The following is an 18,085-nucleotide window of genomic DNA, read 5'->3' as shown; positions in this document are numbered from 1 at the left end:
GTGCAGCAGGCCGTGGTTACGCCCGGTTGCGCCCGTAGCGATATCATGGCGTTCCAGAAGCGTGACGCTCAGGCCGCGAAGGGCGCAATCGCGTGCGATCCCGGCGCCGGTAGCGCCACCGCCAATGATTATCACATCGCTGTAGCGAGGATCGTGAATGGTCATTGTTTACCCTCTATGTTCGTTTTTTATCATTTAGCCATATTAATTTTGTGGTTTGTTTGATTTCGAACATAAACGCGCGGAATTCGAAAGTGAAACGTGATTTCATGCGCTTTTTTGCGCATTCTGTCATATTTCTGTAACAATCTGTGCGTTGATTCACAGTAACAATCACCGTGATTTCTTAACATCCCCGCCTCTGGAATTCAGGTGCGAGCCACCTGCTCATTCATTTCAAGGCCACGGAGGCTGTTATGCTCAGTATCTTCAAACCTGCGTCCCACAGGGCGCGTCTGCCAGAGGCAGAAATAGATCCGCTCTATCGCCGTCTGCGTTGGCAAATCTTCCTGGGGATCTTCTTCGGGTACGCGGCGTACTACCTTGTACGTAAAAACTTCGCGCTCGCCATGCCGTATCTGGTGGAGCAGGGCTTTTCCCGCGGCGATCTGGGGTTCGCGCTGTCGGGGATCTCCATCGCCTACGGTTTTTCCAAATTCATCATGGGCTCCGTGTCGGATCGCTCGAATCCGCGCGTGTTCCTGCCCGCCGGTCTGATCCTGGCGGCCGCGGTGATGCTGTTCATGGGCTTTGTGCCGTGGGCAACCTCCAGCATTGCCATCATGTTCGTGCTGCTGTTCCTCTGCGGCTGGTTCCAGGGGATGGGGTGGCCGCCGTGCGGACGCACCATGGTGCACTGGTGGTCGCAGAAGGAGCGCGGCGGCATCGTGTCGGTGTGGAACTGTGCCCATAACGTGGGTGGCGGTATTCCGCCGCTGCTGTTCCTGCTGGGGATGGCCTGGTTCAACGACTGGCACGCTGCGCTGTATATGCCTGCCTTTGGCGCCATCGTGGTGGCGATTTTCGCTTTCGCGCTGATGCGTGATACGCCTCAGTCCTGCGGCCTGCCGCCGATTGAAGAGTACAAAAACGACTATCCGGATGATTACAGCAAGGAGCACGAAGAGGAGCTGACCGCAAAACAGATCTTCATGAAGTACGTCCTGCCGAACAAGCTGCTGTGGTACATCGCGGTGGCGAACGTGTTCGTTTACCTGCTGCGCTACGGCATCCTCGACTGGTCGCCAACCTACCTGAAAGAGGTGAAGCACTTCGCGCTGGATAAATCCTCCTGGGCGTACTTCCTGTATGAATACGCCGGGATCCCAGGCACGCTGCTTTGCGGCTGGATGTCGGACAAGGTGTTTAAGGGTAACCGCGGTGCGACGGGCGTCTTCTTTATGACCCTGGTGACCATCGCGACGGTTGTTTACTGGCTTAACCCGCCGGGCAATCCATCAGTAGACATGGCCTGCATGATCGTCATCGGCTTCCTGATTTACGGTCCGGTAATGCTGATCGGCCTGCATGCGCTGGAGCTGGCGCCGAAAAAAGCGGCGGGCACGGCGGCAGGCTTTACCGGCCTGTTCGGTTACCTCGGCGGTTCGGTCGCGGCGAGCGCCATTGTGGGCTACACCGTTGACTTCTTCGGCTGGGACGGCGGCTTTATGGTGATGATCGGCGGTAGCGTGCTGGCGGTACTGCTGCTGATTGTTGTGATGATCGGTGAGAAACGTCACCACGCGGAAGTGCTGGCACGTCGTCAATAAGGAGCTTTACGATGAAATTAACTCAGTTAGCGACAGGCCTGCTGCTGGCGGGCCTGATGACAGGCTCCGCGCTGGCGGCGGATAAAATCGTTATTGCCCACCGTGGCGCGAGTGGCTATCTGCCGGAGCATACGCTGCCGGCGAAAGCGATGGCCTATGCGCAGGGCGCGGATTACCTCGAGCAGGATCTGGTGATGACGAAGGACGACCAGCTGGTTGTCCTGCATGACCACTATCTGGACCGCGTGACGGACGTGGCGGAGCGTTTCCCGGACCGCGCGCGAAAAGATGGCCGCTACTACGCCATTGATTTCACCCTGGCGGAGATCCGTTCCCTGAAGTTTACCGAAGGCTTCGAGATTGAAAACGGCAAGAAAGTGCAGGTCTATCCGGGACGTTTCCCGATGGGCAAATCTGACTTCCGCATTCATACCTTCCAGGAAGAGATTGAGTTTGTTCAGGGGCTGAACCACTCAACCGGTAAAAATATCGGTATCTACCCGGAGATCAAAGCGCCGTGGTTCCACCATCAGGAAGGAAAAGACATTGCCGCAAAGACGCTGGAGGTGCTGAAGCAGTACGGCTACACCAGCAAGAAGGACAAAGTCTACCTGCAGTGTTTTGATGCCGCCGAGCTGAAGCGCATCAAAACCGAGCTGGAGCCGAAGATGGGCATGAACCTCAACCTGGTGCAGCTGATTGCCTACACTGACTGGAATGAAACTCAGGAGAAACAGCCGGACGGGAAGTGGGTTAACTACAACTACGACTGGATGTTTAAGCCGGGCGCGATGAAGCAGATTGCGCAGTACGCCGACGGCATCGGGCCGGATTATCACATGCTGGTGGCGGAGGGCTCAGCGCCGGGCCACGTGAAGCTGACGGCGATGGTGAAAGAGGCGCACGACAGCAAGATGCAGGTGCATCCGTATACCGTGCGTGCAGACCAGCTGCCGCCGTATGCCACGAATGTGAATCAGCTTTATGAGGTGTTGTATAACCAGGCGGGCGTGGACGGACTGTTTACGGATTTCCCGGATAAAGCGGTTGAATTCATTCACCGGAAGTAGGTTTTGTAGGTCGGGTAAGGCGAGGCCGACACCCGACAATCAGGCTCTGCGGCCTGATGCCCTTATTCCCTCTCCCACAGGGAGAGGGAATAAGGGCAATCACATCTCGATTTCGATATCGCCTTTTGCCCGGCAGCAGCAGGGCAAAATTTCCCCTTCGTTGATAAAGGCCAGCGGCTCGGTCAGCCAGTCTACCTGGCCTGCGACCAGACGGCAGCGGCAGGAGCCGCAGTAGCCGGAACGACACTGGTACTCTACTTCTACCTGATGCGCCTCAAGCGCCACCAGCAGAGAAGGGTGCTCCTCCCGACACAGTACCTCAGTGCCGGAAAGACTTAACGTGACGCGTGGCATCAGAGCTGGAAGTTGCTCAGGTCGTCAGTGTTGACTTCAGAATCAATCTGACCGACCAGATAAGAGCTCACTTCCACTTCCTGCGGCGCAACCTGCACGTTATCGGACACCAGCCAGGTGTTGATCCACGGGATTGGGTTAGAGCGCGTCTGGAACGGCAGGTCGAGACCGACAGCCTGCATGCGGATGTTGGTGATGTACTCAACGTACTGGCACAGGATGTCTTTGTTCAGGCCAATCATGGAGCCGTCGCGGAACAGGTAATCTGCCCACTCTTTCTCCTGCTGAGCCGCCAGTACGAACAGGTCGTAGCACTCCTGCTTGCACTCTTCGGCGATTTCCGCCATCTCCGGATCGTCCGTACCGCTGCGCAGCAGGTTCAGCATGTGCTGGGTACCGGTGAGGTGCAGGGCTTCATCGCGGGCAATCAGACGGATAATCTTGGCGTTGCCTTCCATCAGCTTGCGCTCGGCAAAGGCGAAGGAGCAGGCGAAGCTCACGTAGAAGCGGATCGCTTCCAGCGCGTTGACGCTCATCAGGCACAGGTACAGCTGCTTTTTCAGCGCACGCAGGTTTACGGTGATGGTTTTACCGTTCACGTTGTGGGTGCCTTCGCCCAGCAGATGCCAGTAGCTGGTCATCTCGATCAGCTCGTCGTAGTAATGGGCAATGCCTTCCGCGCGCTTCTGGATCTGCTCGTTGGTGACGATATCGTCAAACACCACCGCCGGATCGTTCACGATGTTGCGGATGATGTGGGTGTAAGAGCGGGAGTGGATCGTCTCGGAGAACGCCCAGGTTTCCACCCAGGTTTCCAGCTCTGGAATGGAGATCAGCGGCAGCAGCGCCACGTTCGGGCTACGGCCCTGAATAGAGTCCAGCAGCGTCTGGTACTTCAGGTTGCTGATGAAGATATGCTTTTCGTGATCCGGCAGCGACTGGTAGTCAATACGGTCGCGGGAGACATCCACTTCTTCCGGGCGCCAGAAGAAGGAGAGTTGCTTTTCAATCAGCTTTTCGAAGATGTCATATTTTTGCTGATCGTAGCGTGCCACGTTGACCGGCTGGCCGAAGAACATCGGCTCTTTGAGCTGGTCGTTTTTCGTCTGTGAAAAGGTGGTATATGCCATGAGTGTGTCCTAAAAACGTAGGCCGGGTAAGCGTAGCGCCACCCGGCATTTACATTAGATCTTACATGCGCCGCTTTCGCAGCCATCGTCCTGAATTGACGGAACCAGGTCGTCCTGCGCGTCTTCCGCACCGTCACGGGTGTTGTGATAGTACAGCGTTTTCACGCCAAACTTGTAGGCGGTGAGCAGGTCTTTCAGCAATTGCTGCATCGGAACCTTGCCTGACGGGAAGCGCGTCGGGTCATAGTTGGTATTGGCAGAGATCGACTGGTCGATAAACTTCTGCATGATACCCACCAGCTGCAGGTAGCCGTCGTTGTTTGGCATTTCCCACAGCAGCTCGTAGTTGTTGCCCAGCGTTTCGTAGTCCGGTACGACCTGACGCAGCACGCCGTCTTTCGACGCTTTGATGCTGACGTGGCCGCGCGGCGGTTCGATACCGTTGGTGGCGTTAGAGATCTGCGAAGAGGTCTCGGACGGCATCAGAGCAGAGAGCGTGGAGTTACGCAGGCCGTGCGTTTTAATGGACTCGCGCAGGCCTTCCCAGTCGAGATGCAGCGGCTCGCTGACGATCGCATCCAGGTCTTTTTTGTAGGTGTCGATCGGCAGAATGCCTTTCGCGTAGGTGGTTTCGTTGAACCACGGGCACGCGCCTTGCTCTTTCGCCAGCTCGTTAGAGGCTTTCATCAGGTAGTACTGAATGGCTTCAAACGTCTGGTGCGTCAGGTTGTTAGCGCTGCCGTCGGAGTAACGCTTGCCGTTTTTCGCCAGCCAGTAGGCGAAGTTGATCACGCCGATACCCAGGGTACGGCGGCCCATCGCACCGCGTTTCGCTGCCGGGATTGGGTAATCCTGGTAGTCCAGCAGGGCGTCGAGGGCACGAACCGCCAGCACGGCCAGCTCTTCCAGCTCGTCCAGGCTCTTAATCGCGCCCAGGTTGAACGCGGACAGCGTACACAGCGCGATTTCGCCGTTTTCGTCGTTCACGTCTTCCAGCGGTTTGGTCGGCAGAGCGATCTCCAGGCACAGGTTAGACTGGCGCACTGGTGCAACAACCGGGTCAAACGGGCTGTGGGTGTTGCAGTGGTCAACGTTCTGGATGTAGATACGGCCCGTAGAGGCACGTTCCTGCATCATCAGGGAGAACAGGTCTACCGCCTTCACGCGCTGCTTGCGGATGCTGTCGTCTTTTTCATATTTGGTGTACAGACGCTCGAACTCGTCCTGATCGGCGAAGAACGCGTCATACAGGCCTGGAACGTCGGACGGGCTGAACAGGGTGATGTCTTCACCTTTCAGCAGACGGGTGTACATCAGCTTGTTGATCTGCACGCCGTAGTCCATGTGACGCACGCGGTTGCCTTCGACACCACGGTTGTTTTTCAGGACCAGCAGGCTTTCCACTTCCAGGTGCCACATTGGGTAGAACAGGGTCGCAGCACCGCCGCGCACGCCGCCCTGAGAGCAGGATTTTACTGCCGTCTGGAAGTGCTTATAGAACGGGATACAGCCGGTGTGGAACGCTTCACCGCCGCGAATCGGGCTGCCCAGCGCACGGATGCGTCCGGCGTTGATGCCGATACCGGCACGCTGGGAAACGTATTTCACGATGGCGCTGGAGGTGGCGTTGATGGAATCCAGGCTGTCACCACACTCGATCAGGACGCAGGAGCTGAACTGACGGGTAGGGGTGCGCACGCCAGACATGATTGGCGTCGGCAGAGAAATTTTGAACGTCGATACCGCATCGTAGAAACGCTTCACGTAATCCAGACGGGTATCACGCGGGTAGTTAGAGAACAGGCAGGCGGCCACCAGAATGTAGAGGAACTGGGCGCTTTCGTAGATCTCACCGGTTACACGGTTCTGAACCAGGTATTTGCCTTCGAGCTGCTTCACCGCCGCGTAGGAGAAGTTCATGTCGCGCCAGTGATCGATAAACCCGTTCATCTGCTCGAACTCTTCTTCCGTATAGTCTTCCAGCAGATGCGTGTCGTATTTGCCCAGCTCAACCATTTTCACCACGTGATCGTAAAGCTTCGGCGGCTCAAACTGGCCGTAGGCTTTTTTACGCAGGTGGAAAATCGCCAGACGTGCAGCGAGGTACTGATAATCCGGTGCTTCGCGGGAGATGAGGTCTGCCGCCGCTTTGATGATGGTTTCGTGGATATCAGACGTTTTGATGCCGTCGTAGAACTGAATATGAGAACGCAGTTCAACCTGGGAGATAGATACGTTGTTCAGTCCTTCTGCTGCCCAGTCGAGAACTCGATGGATTTTGTCCAGATTGATACGCTCGGTAGTACCGTCGCGCTTTGTCACCAGCAGACTCTGATTCATGTGGGTTTTACCTGTCCGTGAAATAAAAAATATCCCCCGCTTATCCACAGATCCGTCTTGTGACTAACTCTGTGGATAAATACTACATATAGGGGGTTTGCGATAAGAAAAACGCTATATGGTGAGTATTCTAGTATCGAATCTTTTCAGCACAAGGGTTGATTTTGACGTTAAATTGAGGTTGTGAAAGGGTAAAAAAGGCTAAGTCCTCGTACCGTAAGGCCTGGAAGACATGTCAATAATTAAGAAAAAAAATTCAAAATTTGATCGAGTGCTGATTTCTTCAACGAGAGGTCAGAATTGCGCAACATGATGTCGCGCAATCTTTATAAGAATAACGAATGACGTTAGTCGTTTTTGGCGGTTGTGTGCAACATATAGTTAACATCAACGCCCGGTGCGAGTTTGAATTTATTGGTCAGCGGATTGTAGTGCAGGCCGATGATGTGCTGCTCTTTGAGCCACGTCAGATCAACCCAGCTTAACAGCTCTGCAGGCTTTATGAATTTCTTCACGTCGTGGGTCCCTTTCGGCACCATGCGCAGCACATACTCCGCGCCGACAACGACCATCAGCCAGGCTTTAGCGTTGCGGTTGAGGGTTGAGAAGAAGACCTGGCCGCCCGGTTTTACCAGTTTTGCACAGGCGTGCACCACCGACTGCGGATCGGGAACGTGCTCCAGCATCTCCATGCAGGTCACCACATCGTACTGATGGGCGTGTTTTGCCGCGTGCTCTTCTACGGTTTCCTGCACGTATTCCACCTGTATACCGGACTCCAGCGCATGAAGGCGGGCCACCTGCAGCGGTTCAAAGCCCATATCCAGGCCCGTAACATTCGCCCCTTCGCGCGCCATGCTTTCCGCCAGGATACCGCCGCCGCAGCCGACGTCGAGCACTTTCTTACCGAACAGACCGCCGGAACGCTCCGCGATATAGCCCAGACGCAGCGGGTTAATACGGTGCAGCGGTTTGAACTCACCTTCGAGATCCCACCAGCGGGACGCCACCGCTTCAAATTTGGCAATCTCTTCGTGGTCAACGTTGTGAACCACCGGGGATTTTTCGGCATTCATGGGCGCTTTTACTCCTTATTTAGCAAGACGAATGAGTATATCAGGCAATCCCCGTGAATAAAGCGTATAGGTTTACCTCAATCACCTCGGCTGTGTTATAATTTGCGACCTTTGAATCCGGGATACAGTAGAGGGATAGCGGTTAGATGAGCGACCTTGCGAGAGAAATTACACCGGTTAACATCGAGGAAGAGCTGAAGAGCTCCTATCTGGACTATGCGATGTCGGTCATTGTTGGCCGTGCGCTGCCGGACGTCCGCGATGGCCTTAAGCCGGTACACCGTCGCGTACTATACGCCATGAACGTATTGGGCAATGACTGGAATAAAGCCTATAAAAAATCTGCCCGCGTCGTCGGTGACGTCATCGGTAAATATCACCCGCATGGTGATACCGCCGTTTATGACACCATCGTTCGTATGGCGCAGCCATTCTCCTTGCGCTACATGCTGGTAGATGGCCAGGGTAACTTTGGTTCAGTCGACGGCGACTCCGCTGCGGCGATGCGTTATACGGAAATCCGTATGTCGAAAATCGCTCATGAGCTGATGGCCGACCTGGAAAAAGAGACCGTTGATTTCGTCGATAACTACGACGGCACCGAGCGCATCCCAGATGTGATGCCCACCAAGATCCCGAACCTGTTGGTTAACGGTTCGTCCGGTATCGCGGTCGGTATGGCAACCAACATTCCGCCGCACAATATCACCGAGGTGATCAACGGCTGCCTGGCCTATATCGACGATGAAGACATCAGCATTGAAGGGCTGATGGAACACATCCCGGGCCCGGACTTCCCGACGGCGGCGATCATCAACGGTCGTCGTGGTATTGAAGAAGCGTACCGCACCGGTCGCGGCAAGATTTACATCCGTGCCCGCGCCGAAGTGGAAGCGGACGCTAAAACCGGCCGTGAAACCATCATTGTTCACGAGATCCCGTATCAGGTGAACAAAGCGCGTCTGATTGAAAAAATCGCCGAGCTGGTAAAAGAAAAACGCGTTGAAGGCATCAGCGCGCTGCGTGACGAGTCTGACAAAGACGGTATGCGCATTGTGATTGAGATCAAACGCGACGCGGTGGGTGAGGTTGTGCTGAACAACCTGTACTCCCAGACTCAGCTTCAGGTCTCCTTCGGTATCAACATGGTTGCACTGCACCATGGTCAGCCGAAGATCATGAACCTGAAAGAGATCCTGAGCGCGTTCGTGCGTCACCGCCGTGAAGTGGTGACCCGCCGTACCATCTTCGAACTGCGCAAAGCGCGCGACCGTGCGCACATCCTTGAAGCGCTGGCGGTTGCGCTGGCCAACATCGACCCGATCATCGAACTGATCCGTCGTGCGCCAACCCCGGCGGAAGCGAAAGCTGCCCTGATTTCCCGTCCGTGGGATCTGGGTAACGTCGCCGCGATGCTGGAACGTGCGGGCGATGACGCAGCGCGTCCTGAGTGGCTGGAACCTGAATTCGGCGTGCGTGACGGTCAGTATTACCTGACTGAACAGCAGGCCCAGGCGATTCTGGATCTGCGTCTGCAGAAACTGACCGGCCTTGAGCATGAAAAACTGCTCGACGAATACAAAGAGCTGCTGGAACAGATTGCTGAGCTGCTGCACATCCTGGGCAGCGCAGAGCGTCTGATGGAAGTGATCCGTGAAGAGCTGGAACTGGTCCGCGATCAGTTCGGCGACGAGCGCCGCACCGAAATCACCGCGAACAGCTCTGATATCAACATTGAAGATCTGATCAACCGCGAAGACGTGGTGGTTACCCTGTCTCACCAGGGCTATGTGAAGTATCAGCCGCTGACCGACTACGAAGCACAGCGTCGTGGCGGTAAAGGCAAGTCTGCGGCACGTATTAAAGAAGAAGACTTTATTGACCGCCTGCTGGTGGCTAACACCCATGACACGATCCTCTGCTTCTCCAGCCGCGGTCGTCTGTACTGGATGAAAGTCTATCAGCTGCCGGAAGCGAGCCGTGGCGCACGTGGTCGTCCAATCGTTAACCTGCTGCCGCTGGAAGCGGACGAACGTATCACCGCCATCCTGCCGGTACGCGAGTACGAAGAGGGCGTGAACGTCTTTATGGCGACCGCCAGCGGTACCGTGAAGAAAACCGCGCTGACCGAGTTCAGTCGTCCGCGTTCTGCCGGTATTATCGCCGTGAACCTGAACGAAGGCGACGAGCTGATCGGTGTGGATCTGACCTCCGGTTCTGATGAAGTGATGCTGTTCTCTGCGGCCGGTAAAGTGGTGCGCTTTAAAGAAGACGCCGTTCGTGCGATGGGCCGTACCGCGACGGGCGTGCGTGGTATCAAGCTGGCTGGCGAAGACAGCGTGGTTTCTCTGATTATTCCGCGCGGTGAAGGGGCTATCCTGACCGTAACGCAGAATGGTTACGGTAAACGTACGGCGGAAGGGGAATACCCAACCAAGTCTCGCGGCACGCAGGGCGTTATCTCTATCAAAGTTACCGAGCGCAACGGTTCCGTTGTGGGCGCGGTGCAGGTGGACGATGCGGACCAGATCATGATGATCACCGATGCCGGTACGCTGGTGCGTACCCGCGTGTCTGAGATCAGCGTGGTAGGGCGTAATACCCAGGGCGTAATCCTCATCCGTACAGCGGAAGATGAGAACGTGGTGGGTCTGCAGCGTGTTGCTGAGCCGGTGGATGATGAAGAGCTCGATTCCATCGACGGTAGCGTTGCGGAAGGCGATGATGATATCGCGCCGGAAGTCGACACTGACGATGACGCAGCGGATGACGCTGACGAGTAATGTCTTCTGATGCAAAAAAGGGCCGGATTCCGGCCCTTTTCTTTTGCACAAGCAGATAAGTCAACGTTGCGACCTGGCGCGTTTACCGCTACCTTAACCACATTCTTTTGACCCCGACGGCGGAGCCTCGCCCCCTTGAAATACCTCGTCTCCTTTCGTACTACGCTGAAAGTCTCTCGCTATCTGTTTCGGGCGCTGGCGCTCTTGCTTTGGCTGCTGGTGGCCCTGTTCTCGGTGTTTTACATCGTTAACGCGCTGCACCAGAAAGAAGCGGAGATCCGCCAGGAGTTTAACTTAAGCTCCGACCAGGCCCAGCGCTACATTCAGCGAACGTCTGACGTGATGAAGGAGCTGAAGTATATTGCCGAAAATCGTCTGACGGCGGAAAACGGCATCCTTGCGCTTCGCGGGCGTGATGACAAAACTGAAGTCCCGGATTTCCAGCCGCTGTTCCCGGACTCCGATTGCTCCACCATGAGCAATTCCTGGCGCGGGTCGCTGGAATCCCTTGCCTGGTTTATGCGCTACTGGCGCGACAATTTCTCCGCCGCCTATGACCTGAACCGCGTCTTCCTGATTGGCAGCGAGAATCTCTGCATGGCTGACTTTGGCCTGCGCGACGTGCCCGTTGAGCGTGACGATGCGCTGAAAAGCCTGCATGAACGTATTGTGAAATACCGCAATGCGCCGCAGGACGAACGCGGCAATAACATCTTCTGGGTGAGCCAGGGCCCGCGTCCGGGCGTGGGCTATTTCTACGCTCTGACGCCGGTGTATCTCGGCAATCGCCTGCAGGCGCTGCTGGGGATTGAGCAGACCATTCGCATGGAAAACTTCTTCACCCCGGGCAGCCTGCCCATGGGGGTGACCATTCTGGATGAAAACGGTCATCAGCTGATCTCGCTTGCCGGGCCCGATAACCGGCTTAACGTCGAACCCCACTGGATGCAGGAGCGGTCGTGGTTTGGCTATACCTCAGGGTTCCGCGAACTGGTGCTGAAGAAGAGCCTGCCGCCTTCCTCGCTGAGTATCGTCTATTCGCTGCCGGTGGACATGGTGCTTGAGCGGATACGCATTCTCATCATGAATGCCATTCTGCTGAACCTGATCGCGGGTGGGGCGCTGTTCACCCTGGCGCGCATGTATGAGCGGAAAATCTTTATTCCCGCCGAGAGCGACGCCCAGCGGCTGGAGGAACACGAGCAGTTTAACCGGAAGATTGTCGCTTCGGCGCCGGTGGGGATCTGTATTCTGCGTACCCAGGACGGGACCAACATCCTGAGTAACGAACTGGCGCATAACTACCTGAATATGCTGACGCATGAGGACCGGCAAAGGCTGACGCAGATTATCTGCGGTCAGCAGGTTAACTTTGTCGACGTGCTTACCAGCACGCACACCAACCTGCAGATTAGCTTTGTCCATTCCCGCTATCGCAATGAAAACGTGGCGATTTGCGTGCTGGTGGATGTCTCCGCGCGCGTGAAAATGGAAGAGTCGTTGCAGGAGATGGCGCAGGCGGCAGAGCAGGCCAGCCAGTCGAAATCCATGTTCCTTGCGACCGTCAGCCACGAGCTGCGAACGCCGCTGTACGGGATCATCGGTAACCTCGACCTGCTGCAGACGAAAGAGCTGCCGAAAGGGGTCGACAGGCTGGTGACGGCGATGAACAACTCCTCCAGCCTGCTGCTGAAAATCATCAGCGATATTCTCGACTTCTCTAAAATTGAGTCTGAGCAGCTGAAAATCGAGCCGCGGGAGTTCTCGCCGCGCGAGGTCATGAACCATATCAGCGCCAACTATCTGCCACTGGTCGTGCGTAAACAGCTGGGGCTCTACTGCTTTATTGAGCCGGATGTGCCGCTGACGCTGCACGGCGATCCGATGCGCCTGCAGCAGGTCATCTCTAACCTGCTCAGCAACGCCATTAAATTCACCGATACCGGCTGTATTGTGCTGCACGTCTGCCGGGCAGGGGATTACCTGAGCATTCGCGTGCGCGACACGGGCGTCGGCATCCCGGCGAAAGAAGTGGTTCGTCTGTTCGATCCGTTCTTCCAGGTCGGTACCGGCGTGCAGCGTAACTTCCAGGGAACCGGACTGGGGCTGGCGATTTGTGAGAAGCTCGTCAGCATGATGGACGGTGATATCTCGGTGGATACCGAGCCCGGCATGGGCAGCCAGTTCACCATCCGCATTCCGCTCTATTCGGCGCAGTATCCGGCAAAATCCACGGTAGACGGGCTGAGCGATAAGCGCTGCTGGCTGGCGGTGCATAACGCCTCGCTGAATGACTACCTGACGGCGCTGCTTGCCCACAGCGGCGTGAGGGTGTGCCGCTATGAAGGTCAAACGCCGGACGTGGACGATGTGCTGATCGCCGACGAGATGCCGGATCAGCCGTGGCAGGGAAGAGGGGCGGTGCTCTTCTGTCGTCGCCACATCGGCATTCCTGTCGAGCGTGCGCCTGGGGAATGGGTACACAGTGTCGCAACCCCGCACGAGCTGTTGAGCCTGCTGGCGCGCATCTACAAAGTGGAGCTGGAAGAGCGCGACGGCGCGGGCGGATTACCGTCACCCGAGTCTCTGGCGTCAGTGAATGACGATATGATGATTCTGGTGGTGGATGATCATCCGATTAACCGCCGCCTGTTGGCTGACCAGCTTGGATCGCTGGGCTACCAGTGCAAAACGGCCAATGACGGTGTGGATGCGCTGAATGTGCTGAGTAAAAATCATATTGATATCGTACTTAGCGACGTCAACATGCCAAACATGGACGGCTACCGTCTGACGCAGCGCATCCGACAGTTGGGCCTGACGCTGCCGGTGGTGGGCGTAACGGCGAACGCGCTGGCGGAAGAGAAGCAGCGCTGTCTGGAGTCAGGCATGGACAGCTGTCTGTCGAAACCGGTGACGCTGGACGTGCTGAAGCAGACATTGTCGATTTACGCGGAGCGCGTGAGAAAAACAAGAATATAAAAAAGGCCCGCAAGGGCCTTTTAAGCTTTTCACCCTCTCCCGGTGGGAGAGGGGCGGGGTGAGGGCATCAGGCCGCACACCCGTTGAGATCAATCCTTGTCCGTTGCGCTCAGCGTGACGGAGGAAAGATAGTTCAGCAGTGCAATATCGTTGTCCACGCCCAGTTTCATCATCGCTGATTTCTTCTGGCTGCTGATGGTTTTAATGCTGCGGTTCAGCTTCTTGGCGATCTCGGTCACCAGGAAACCTTCGGCGAACAGGCGCAGAACTTCACTCTCTTTCGGCGACAGGCGTTTGTCACCGTAGCCACCCGCGCTGATTTTTTCCAGCAGACGAGAGACGCTCTCAGGCGTGAACTTCTTGCCTTTCTGCAGCGCAGCAAGCGCTTTTGGCAGATCGGTCGGTGCGCCCTGTTTCAGCACAATCCCTTCGATGTCCAGATCCAGCACCGCGCTCAGGATCGCCGGGTTGTTGTTCATGGTCAGAACAATGATCGAGATATCCGGGAAGTGACGTTTAATATATTTGATGAGCGTGATCCCATCACCGTACTTGTCTCCAGGCATGGAGAGATCGGTAATGAGCACGTGTGCATCAAGCTTTGGGAGATTATTGATCAGTGCTGTAGAGTCTTCAAATTCACCGACTACATTCACCCACTCGATCTGTTCAAGTGATTTGCGAATACCGAACAGTACAATCGGATGGTCATCGGCAATAATTACGTTCATATTGTTCATGTATAAGGCTACCTTGCTACAGCAAGCTTTTGACGTAGGCGTCAATGTCGCTGATGTATTTTTCAATGCCAGAGGCATCTTTCTCACGAATTAGATGTTCCAGCGTTTCACATAACTGCTTGCCGGGAACCAGATTAAGCATGGCAAACACCCCTTTAAGCCGGTGTGCTGTCTGTGCCAGCGCTGCAAAATCATTCGCAGCGGACTCAGTATACAACCGCTTAACATCATCTGGTACTGTATCAACAAAGAGTGAATAGTATCCGCTGGCGTGAAGCTCGGCATTTTCATTGCCGCCTAACGGGGATTCCGCTATCTCTTCCTGCGCCAGCTGCTCTTCTATTAGTTGTAGTACAGCTTCCTGCATCGCATTGCTTATATTAAAGTTGACGCGCAGCTGGCCAGGGCCGATTTTCCGCACGCCTGACTCATCATCGCTTAAAAGCAAGCCGGAGGCAGTAAGATTAGACGGATTATCAGTTAAAAACAGATCAAATTCTTGACTTGCAAGTCTTTCATCCGGCGTGATGCAGGCCGCACCCCAGTTTTCTAACTGGCGAACGACAATATTGCGGATCTCGTTCGAGGTCACATCGACCATCACCACGACATCATCCAGCAGACGTTCTTCATCTTCTTCCTGCGGATTGGCCGCCATTTTCACGTGCAGAGAATAACGGGTGCCGAGGGATTCACGGGCTTTGATATTCAGATGGCCGCCGAGCTTACGCGCCAGCTGATCGCACAGCCAGAAGGTCAGGGCATTGGCCTTGCCGTAGCGATCGCTTTGCGTGTCATTCAGGAACGGGAAGTGCAGATTATCAATTTCACTCGTGGTGACGCCTTCCCCGGTGTCCAGGATGCGGAACGTCAGGCGGTCTTCTGCTGACTCCTCAGTGCCAACTTCGAGGGTGATCTTGCCAATCTGCGTGGTGGTCACGGCGTACTGAATAATCATCAGCAGAATACGCCGCAGCGCTTCACGATCGCCGTGGCGTTCGTCATTCGCAGGGAGATTGTTATTGATCAGCAGCTGCAAACCTTTGCGCTTAATGACGGGCAGCACTTCCGGCACCACTTCATCGATCAGTTCCTGAATGGAGAAGAGGGTTGGGGTTCCCTTCCAGAAATCATTCTCCAGCATGTTCGCCAGCTGGATCTCATCAACCATTCTGACCAGCGAATCGGCCTGGCAGGCAAGCTGGTGGCTTTCAGCGGTGTTTAACGCCGCCGCCTGGGTTGCCAGCGTTTTTAACGGCTGCTTGAAGGCATCGCCAATGTTCTGCATGAATGCGGCGCGCCCCTGCTGGTTTTTCTCATACAGTCTTTGTGCCTGCTTGAGCTTTTTATTGACCAGCACTTCGCGATCCTGGTCGCGAATAATGAAGATTTGCGTGCGGGGAGCCACCTGGCTGCGGAACTGACGGATTTCGTACAGTTCATTGTTGATGGTGGCCTGAATCACCCCCTGATGCTGATCCGCCATGGTGGTGATGTTCTGCAGGTTAAGATGCGGCAGCAGATGGTCGGCAATTTTGTTGCTCATCACTGTACGATTCGCCTCCTGGTCGTGAACTAAGACCCCAAGCGGCAGCACGGAAACAATCTCTTCATTCAATGCACGCAATACGCGCAGCTCATTGCTGGTGCCGGCCGGAACCGCAGAGGCGTCGCTCTGACGCCCCGTCTGGAAACGGAAGGTGCTGTAGCCAAACAGCGCCAGCGCCAGCAGACCGATATTTAACAGCAGAGGCAGCAGGATATTTTGCAGGGTATCGAGCAACAGCGTGCCAAACGGCACCTGCCACACCAGACGCATACCGGTCGAATTCAGCGATGAGGCAATTTCGATTTTCGAGCCGTTAAAGGAGATCGATACGCTCTCTGCGGCCTCTTTGTCAGACGCCGCCCGCATGTTCTGGGTGCTGCTGTCGGGCTCCAGACGGAAGCTGTCGAGCGGCATGTCCGGCGGGATTAAATCATTAATCGGTAAATCGAAGGCCACCACCGTCGCCAGGTGTCCTGGCTGGTTGAACGTAGTGCGCAGGGTAAAATAATGACCGTTTTGCCAGGCCAGACGACGCAGGGAAGAGAAGCTCTCACGTTCATCGAGGGCATTCGCCTGCTGCAGCATCTCTGCCCGGCGGGAATCGACGATGCTGCCCACGGTGGTCTCTTTAAATCCGGAAGAGAGATCTTTTAACGGCAGCGTGGAGATCAGGATCATGCTGTTGTCCTGACCGTTCAGATAGTACATCGACCATGGCACCGTTTCGGCACCCCAGAGAGTATCCAGATAGGTCGAAATACGCTGCGTCATCTCAAGCGTCGCGCTGTCGTGAGAGCCAAAAATAAGCGCCTCGGTCTTACGCTGCGGTTTTTCGAGATAGTAGACATCCTGCTTAAGCCGTGTCTCCTGAAGTCCATCTCCGGACGAGGAGGCCGGGGCGGCCGCGATATTGTCGTAAATCTGCCAGGTGGCGTAGCGCCAGGTATCGATGCGCTTATGCACGGCGTGGGTGATATCGACGACCTGATAGCTCTTATCCTTCAGCCAGGCGTTAACCGCGCTTTGTACCATCACCCCCATGGTCACTAACAGCACAACGATCAGAAGAAGAAAGAAACGGGTGATGCTCCCGGGAAGGAGGGAAAATTTGCTCGGGGCGGTAGTTTCAGTCTGACTCATTGATATCTTTAACCCGTCATGGTCATGCTCTGTGGCGATAGGGCAGTATAAAGCGTAATAACTGAATTTCCAGCGCCACTGCCCGGGAAGAGTCGACTTTTTCAACGGACAATATCGGCGGCAGGTGGCGCACTAAACATGTACAAACACGCCGTGCGCGTACAAATAATAAGTGCGCTTAGCCAGCAAATAGCACGAATTAACAAGAAATTAAGTTTTACATCAATATTTCGCCAGCGAAGGATAGCAGTGAAGATTTAGTTAATAGTCGTTACAGTTTCGGTGCGGTAGCACAAAAAATGAGAAGTTACGTAAAGAAAGGTAAAAAAAAACCGAATGCGAAGCATTCGGCTCAATTAGGGATAAACAGACATTCAAAACTGAATGACGGTAATAAATAAAGTTAATGATGATAGCGAGAGATATTTTAGAGATTAGGCGCGATCTTGTTTTGTCATTCAGTGCTGTAACGATTTTTATTATAAGTGGTTGATTTTCATGTGTGTTATTTTTCTTTTGATTATAAATGCTAAATTTCTAAGCTATTTGTGCTTTGTAAAAGTTCCTTGATATTTACATTTTGAAACATGTTCATAGATAAATGAAACATCTTCAAAGTTTTCGTATCATATTCGCATTGGATTATTCTGTGATTTTGCGGAGAATGAAATTGCCGACTGGTTAATGAGGGTTAACCAGTAAGCAGTGGCAATTATAAGGCATATAACAGAGGGTTAATAAAATGAAAGTTAAAGTACTGTCCCTCCTGGTACCAGCACTCCTGGTGGCAGGCGCAGCAAATGCGGCCGAAATTTATAACAAAGATGGCAACAAATTAGATCTGTACGGTAAAGTTGATGGTCTGCACTATTTCTCTGACGACAAGGGTAACGACGGCGACAAGACCTACATGCGTCTTGGCTTCAAAGGCGAAACTCAGGTTAACGATCAACTGACCGGTTACGGCCAGTGGGAATACCAGATTCAGGGCAACACCACTGAAGGTGACAATCAGTCCTGGACGCGTGTGGCGTTCGCGGGTCTGAAATTCGCTGAGGCGGGTTCTTTCGATTACGGTCGTAACTACGGCGTAATCTACGACGTAACTTCCTGGACTGACGTTCTGCCAGAATTTGGCGGCGATACCTACGG

The 18,085-nt window shown here is 54.7% G+C and carries 12 protein-coding genes; 5 read left to right on the top strand and 7 right to left on the bottom strand.

All coding sequences use genetic code 11. The annotated features are described in order from the left end of the window. The coding region (locus DOU50_RS04860) for an FAD-dependent oxidoreductase (protein ID WP_148768932.1) at nucleotides 1–165 on the bottom strand (165 nt) is incomplete at its 3' end. A 251-nt stretch (nucleotides 166–416) separates the two neighbouring features. On the opposite strand from DOU50_RS04860, the gene glpT reads away from it, so the two are divergent. Together glpT and glpQ are read left to right on the top strand one after the other, a co-directional pair. Continuing rightward, nucleotides 417–1,769: a glycerol-3-phosphate transporter gene (gene glpT, locus DOU50_RS04855; protein ID WP_148768931.1), complete on the top strand. Its 1,353-nt coding sequence runs from the start codon at nucleotides 417–419 to the stop codon at nucleotides 1,767–1,769. 11 nt (nucleotides 1,770–1,780) lie between these two features. After that, the gene (glpQ, locus tag DOU50_RS04850) at nucleotides 1,781–2,839 is read left to right on the top strand and encodes a glycerophosphodiester phosphodiesterase (protein ID WP_061714729.1); all 1,059 of its coding nucleotides are present in this window, start codon (nucleotides 1,781–1,783) and stop codon (nucleotides 2,837–2,839) included. Nucleotides 2,840–2,938: 99 nt separating this feature from the next. On the opposite strand, the gene yfaE is transcribed toward glpQ, so the two are convergent. The 4 genes from yfaE to ubiG form a co-directional block, all read right to left on the bottom strand. After that, a complete protein-coding gene (gene yfaE, locus DOU50_RS04845; RefSeq protein ID WP_023325749.1) occupies nucleotides 2,939–3,193 on the bottom strand; it encodes a class I ribonucleotide reductase maintenance protein YfaE in 255 nt (84 codons plus the stop codon). After that, nucleotides 3,193–4,323 (bottom strand): class Ia ribonucleoside-diphosphate reductase subunit beta, encoded by a 1,131-nt coding sequence (gene nrdB, locus DOU50_RS04840; RefSeq protein ID WP_023312514.1) that lies wholly within the window; start codon nucleotides 4,321–4,323, stop codon nucleotides 3,193–3,195. Before nrdB ends, yfaE begins: the two co-directional genes overlap by 1 nt. 54 nt (nucleotides 4,324–4,377) lie before the next feature. Beyond that, the gene (nrdA, locus tag DOU50_RS04835) at nucleotides 4,378–6,663 is read right to left on the bottom strand and encodes a class 1a ribonucleoside-diphosphate reductase subunit alpha (protein ID WP_032646595.1); all 2,286 of its coding nucleotides are present in this window, start codon (nucleotides 6,661–6,663) and stop codon (nucleotides 4,378–4,380) included. 347 nt (nucleotides 6,664–7,010) lie between these two features. Then, a complete protein-coding gene (ubiG, locus tag DOU50_RS04830) occupies nucleotides 7,011–7,739 on the bottom strand; it encodes a bifunctional 2-polyprenyl-6-hydroxyphenol methylase/3-demethylubiquinol 3-O-methyltransferase UbiG (RefSeq protein WP_148768930.1) in 729 nt (242 codons plus the stop codon). A 146-nt stretch (nucleotides 7,740–7,885) separates the two neighbouring features. Between ubiG and gyrA the strand changes: the two genes are divergently transcribed. Next, nucleotides 7,886–10,522 carry a DNA topoisomerase (ATP-hydrolyzing) subunit A gene (gene gyrA, locus DOU50_RS04825; protein WP_148768929.1) on the top strand — a complete coding sequence of 879 codons (2,637 nt, stop codon included), beginning with the start codon at nucleotides 7,886–7,888 and terminating at the stop codon, nucleotides 10,520–10,522. A gap of 135 nt (nucleotides 10,523–10,657) precedes the next feature. Continuing rightward, complete coding sequence (rcsC, locus tag DOU50_RS04820; protein WP_148768928.1) at nucleotides 10,658–13,504, top strand: two-component system sensor histidine kinase RcsC; 2,847 nt, start codon at nucleotides 10,658–10,660, stop codon at nucleotides 13,502–13,504. 89 nt (nucleotides 13,505–13,593) lie between these two features. Here the strand turns inward: rcsC and rcsB are convergent, their stop codons facing one another. Together rcsB and rcsD are read right to left on the bottom strand one after the other, a co-directional pair. Beyond that, the gene (rcsB, locus tag DOU50_RS04815; protein ID WP_003859405.1) at nucleotides 13,594–14,244 is read right to left on the bottom strand and encodes a response regulator transcription factor RcsB; all 651 of its coding nucleotides are present in this window, start codon (nucleotides 14,242–14,244) and stop codon (nucleotides 13,594–13,596) included. A gap of 16 nt (nucleotides 14,245–14,260) precedes the next feature. Then, nucleotides 14,261–16,933 carry a phosphotransferase RcsD gene (gene rcsD / locus DOU50_RS04810; RefSeq protein WP_024908200.1) on the bottom strand — a complete coding sequence of 891 codons (2,673 nt, stop codon included), beginning with the start codon at nucleotides 16,931–16,933 and terminating at the stop codon, nucleotides 14,261–14,263. Between the two features lie 742 nt (nucleotides 16,934–17,675). Between rcsD and DOU50_RS04805 the strand changes: the two genes are divergently transcribed. After that, on the top strand, nucleotides 17,676–18,085 hold a 410-nt coding region (locus DOU50_RS04805; RefSeq protein ID WP_148768927.1), incomplete at its 3' end, for a porin.

The sequence above is a fragment of the Enterobacter sp. C6 genome (assembly GCF_008122455.1).
Taxonomy (GTDB): Bacteria; Pseudomonadota; Gammaproteobacteria; order Enterobacterales; family Enterobacteriaceae; genus Enterobacter; species Enterobacter pseudoroggenkampii.
The sequence above is the reverse complement of the archived record's forward strand: the minus strand, read 5'-3'. Positions and strand labels throughout refer to the sequence as shown.

Excerpts from the sequence above, each read along its gene's own strand:
- glpT (WP_148768931.1), top strand. The coding sequence starts at position 417 with ATGCTCAGTATCTTCAAACCTGCGTCCCACAGGGCGCGTCTGCCAGAG.
- glpQ (WP_061714729.1), top strand. The coding sequence starts at position 1,781 with ATGAAATTAACTCAGTTAGCGACAGGCCTGCTGCTGGCGGGCCTGATG.
- yfaE (WP_023325749.1), bottom strand. The coding sequence starts at position 3,193 with ATGCCACGCGTCACGTTAAGTCTTTCCGGCACTGAGGTACTGTGTCGG.
- nrdB (WP_023312514.1), bottom strand. The coding sequence starts at position 4,323 with ATGGCATATACCACCTTTTCACAGACGAAAAACGACCAGCTCAAAGAG.
- nrdA (WP_032646595.1), bottom strand. The coding sequence starts at position 6,663 with ATGAATCAGAGTCTGCTGGTGACAAAGCGCGACGGTACTACCGAGCGT.
- ubiG (WP_148768930.1), bottom strand. The coding sequence starts at position 7,739 with ATGAATGCCGAAAAATCCCCGGTGGTTCACAACGTTGACCACGAAGAG.
- gyrA (WP_148768929.1), top strand. The coding sequence starts at position 7,886 with ATGAGCGACCTTGCGAGAGAAATTACACCGGTTAACATCGAGGAAGAG.
- rcsB (WP_003859405.1), bottom strand. The coding sequence starts at position 14,244 with ATGAACAATATGAACGTAATTATTGCCGATGACCATCCGATTGTACTG.
- rcsD (WP_024908200.1), bottom strand. The coding sequence starts at position 16,933 with ATGAGTCAGACTGAAACTACCGCCCCGAGCAAATTTTCCCTCCTTCCC.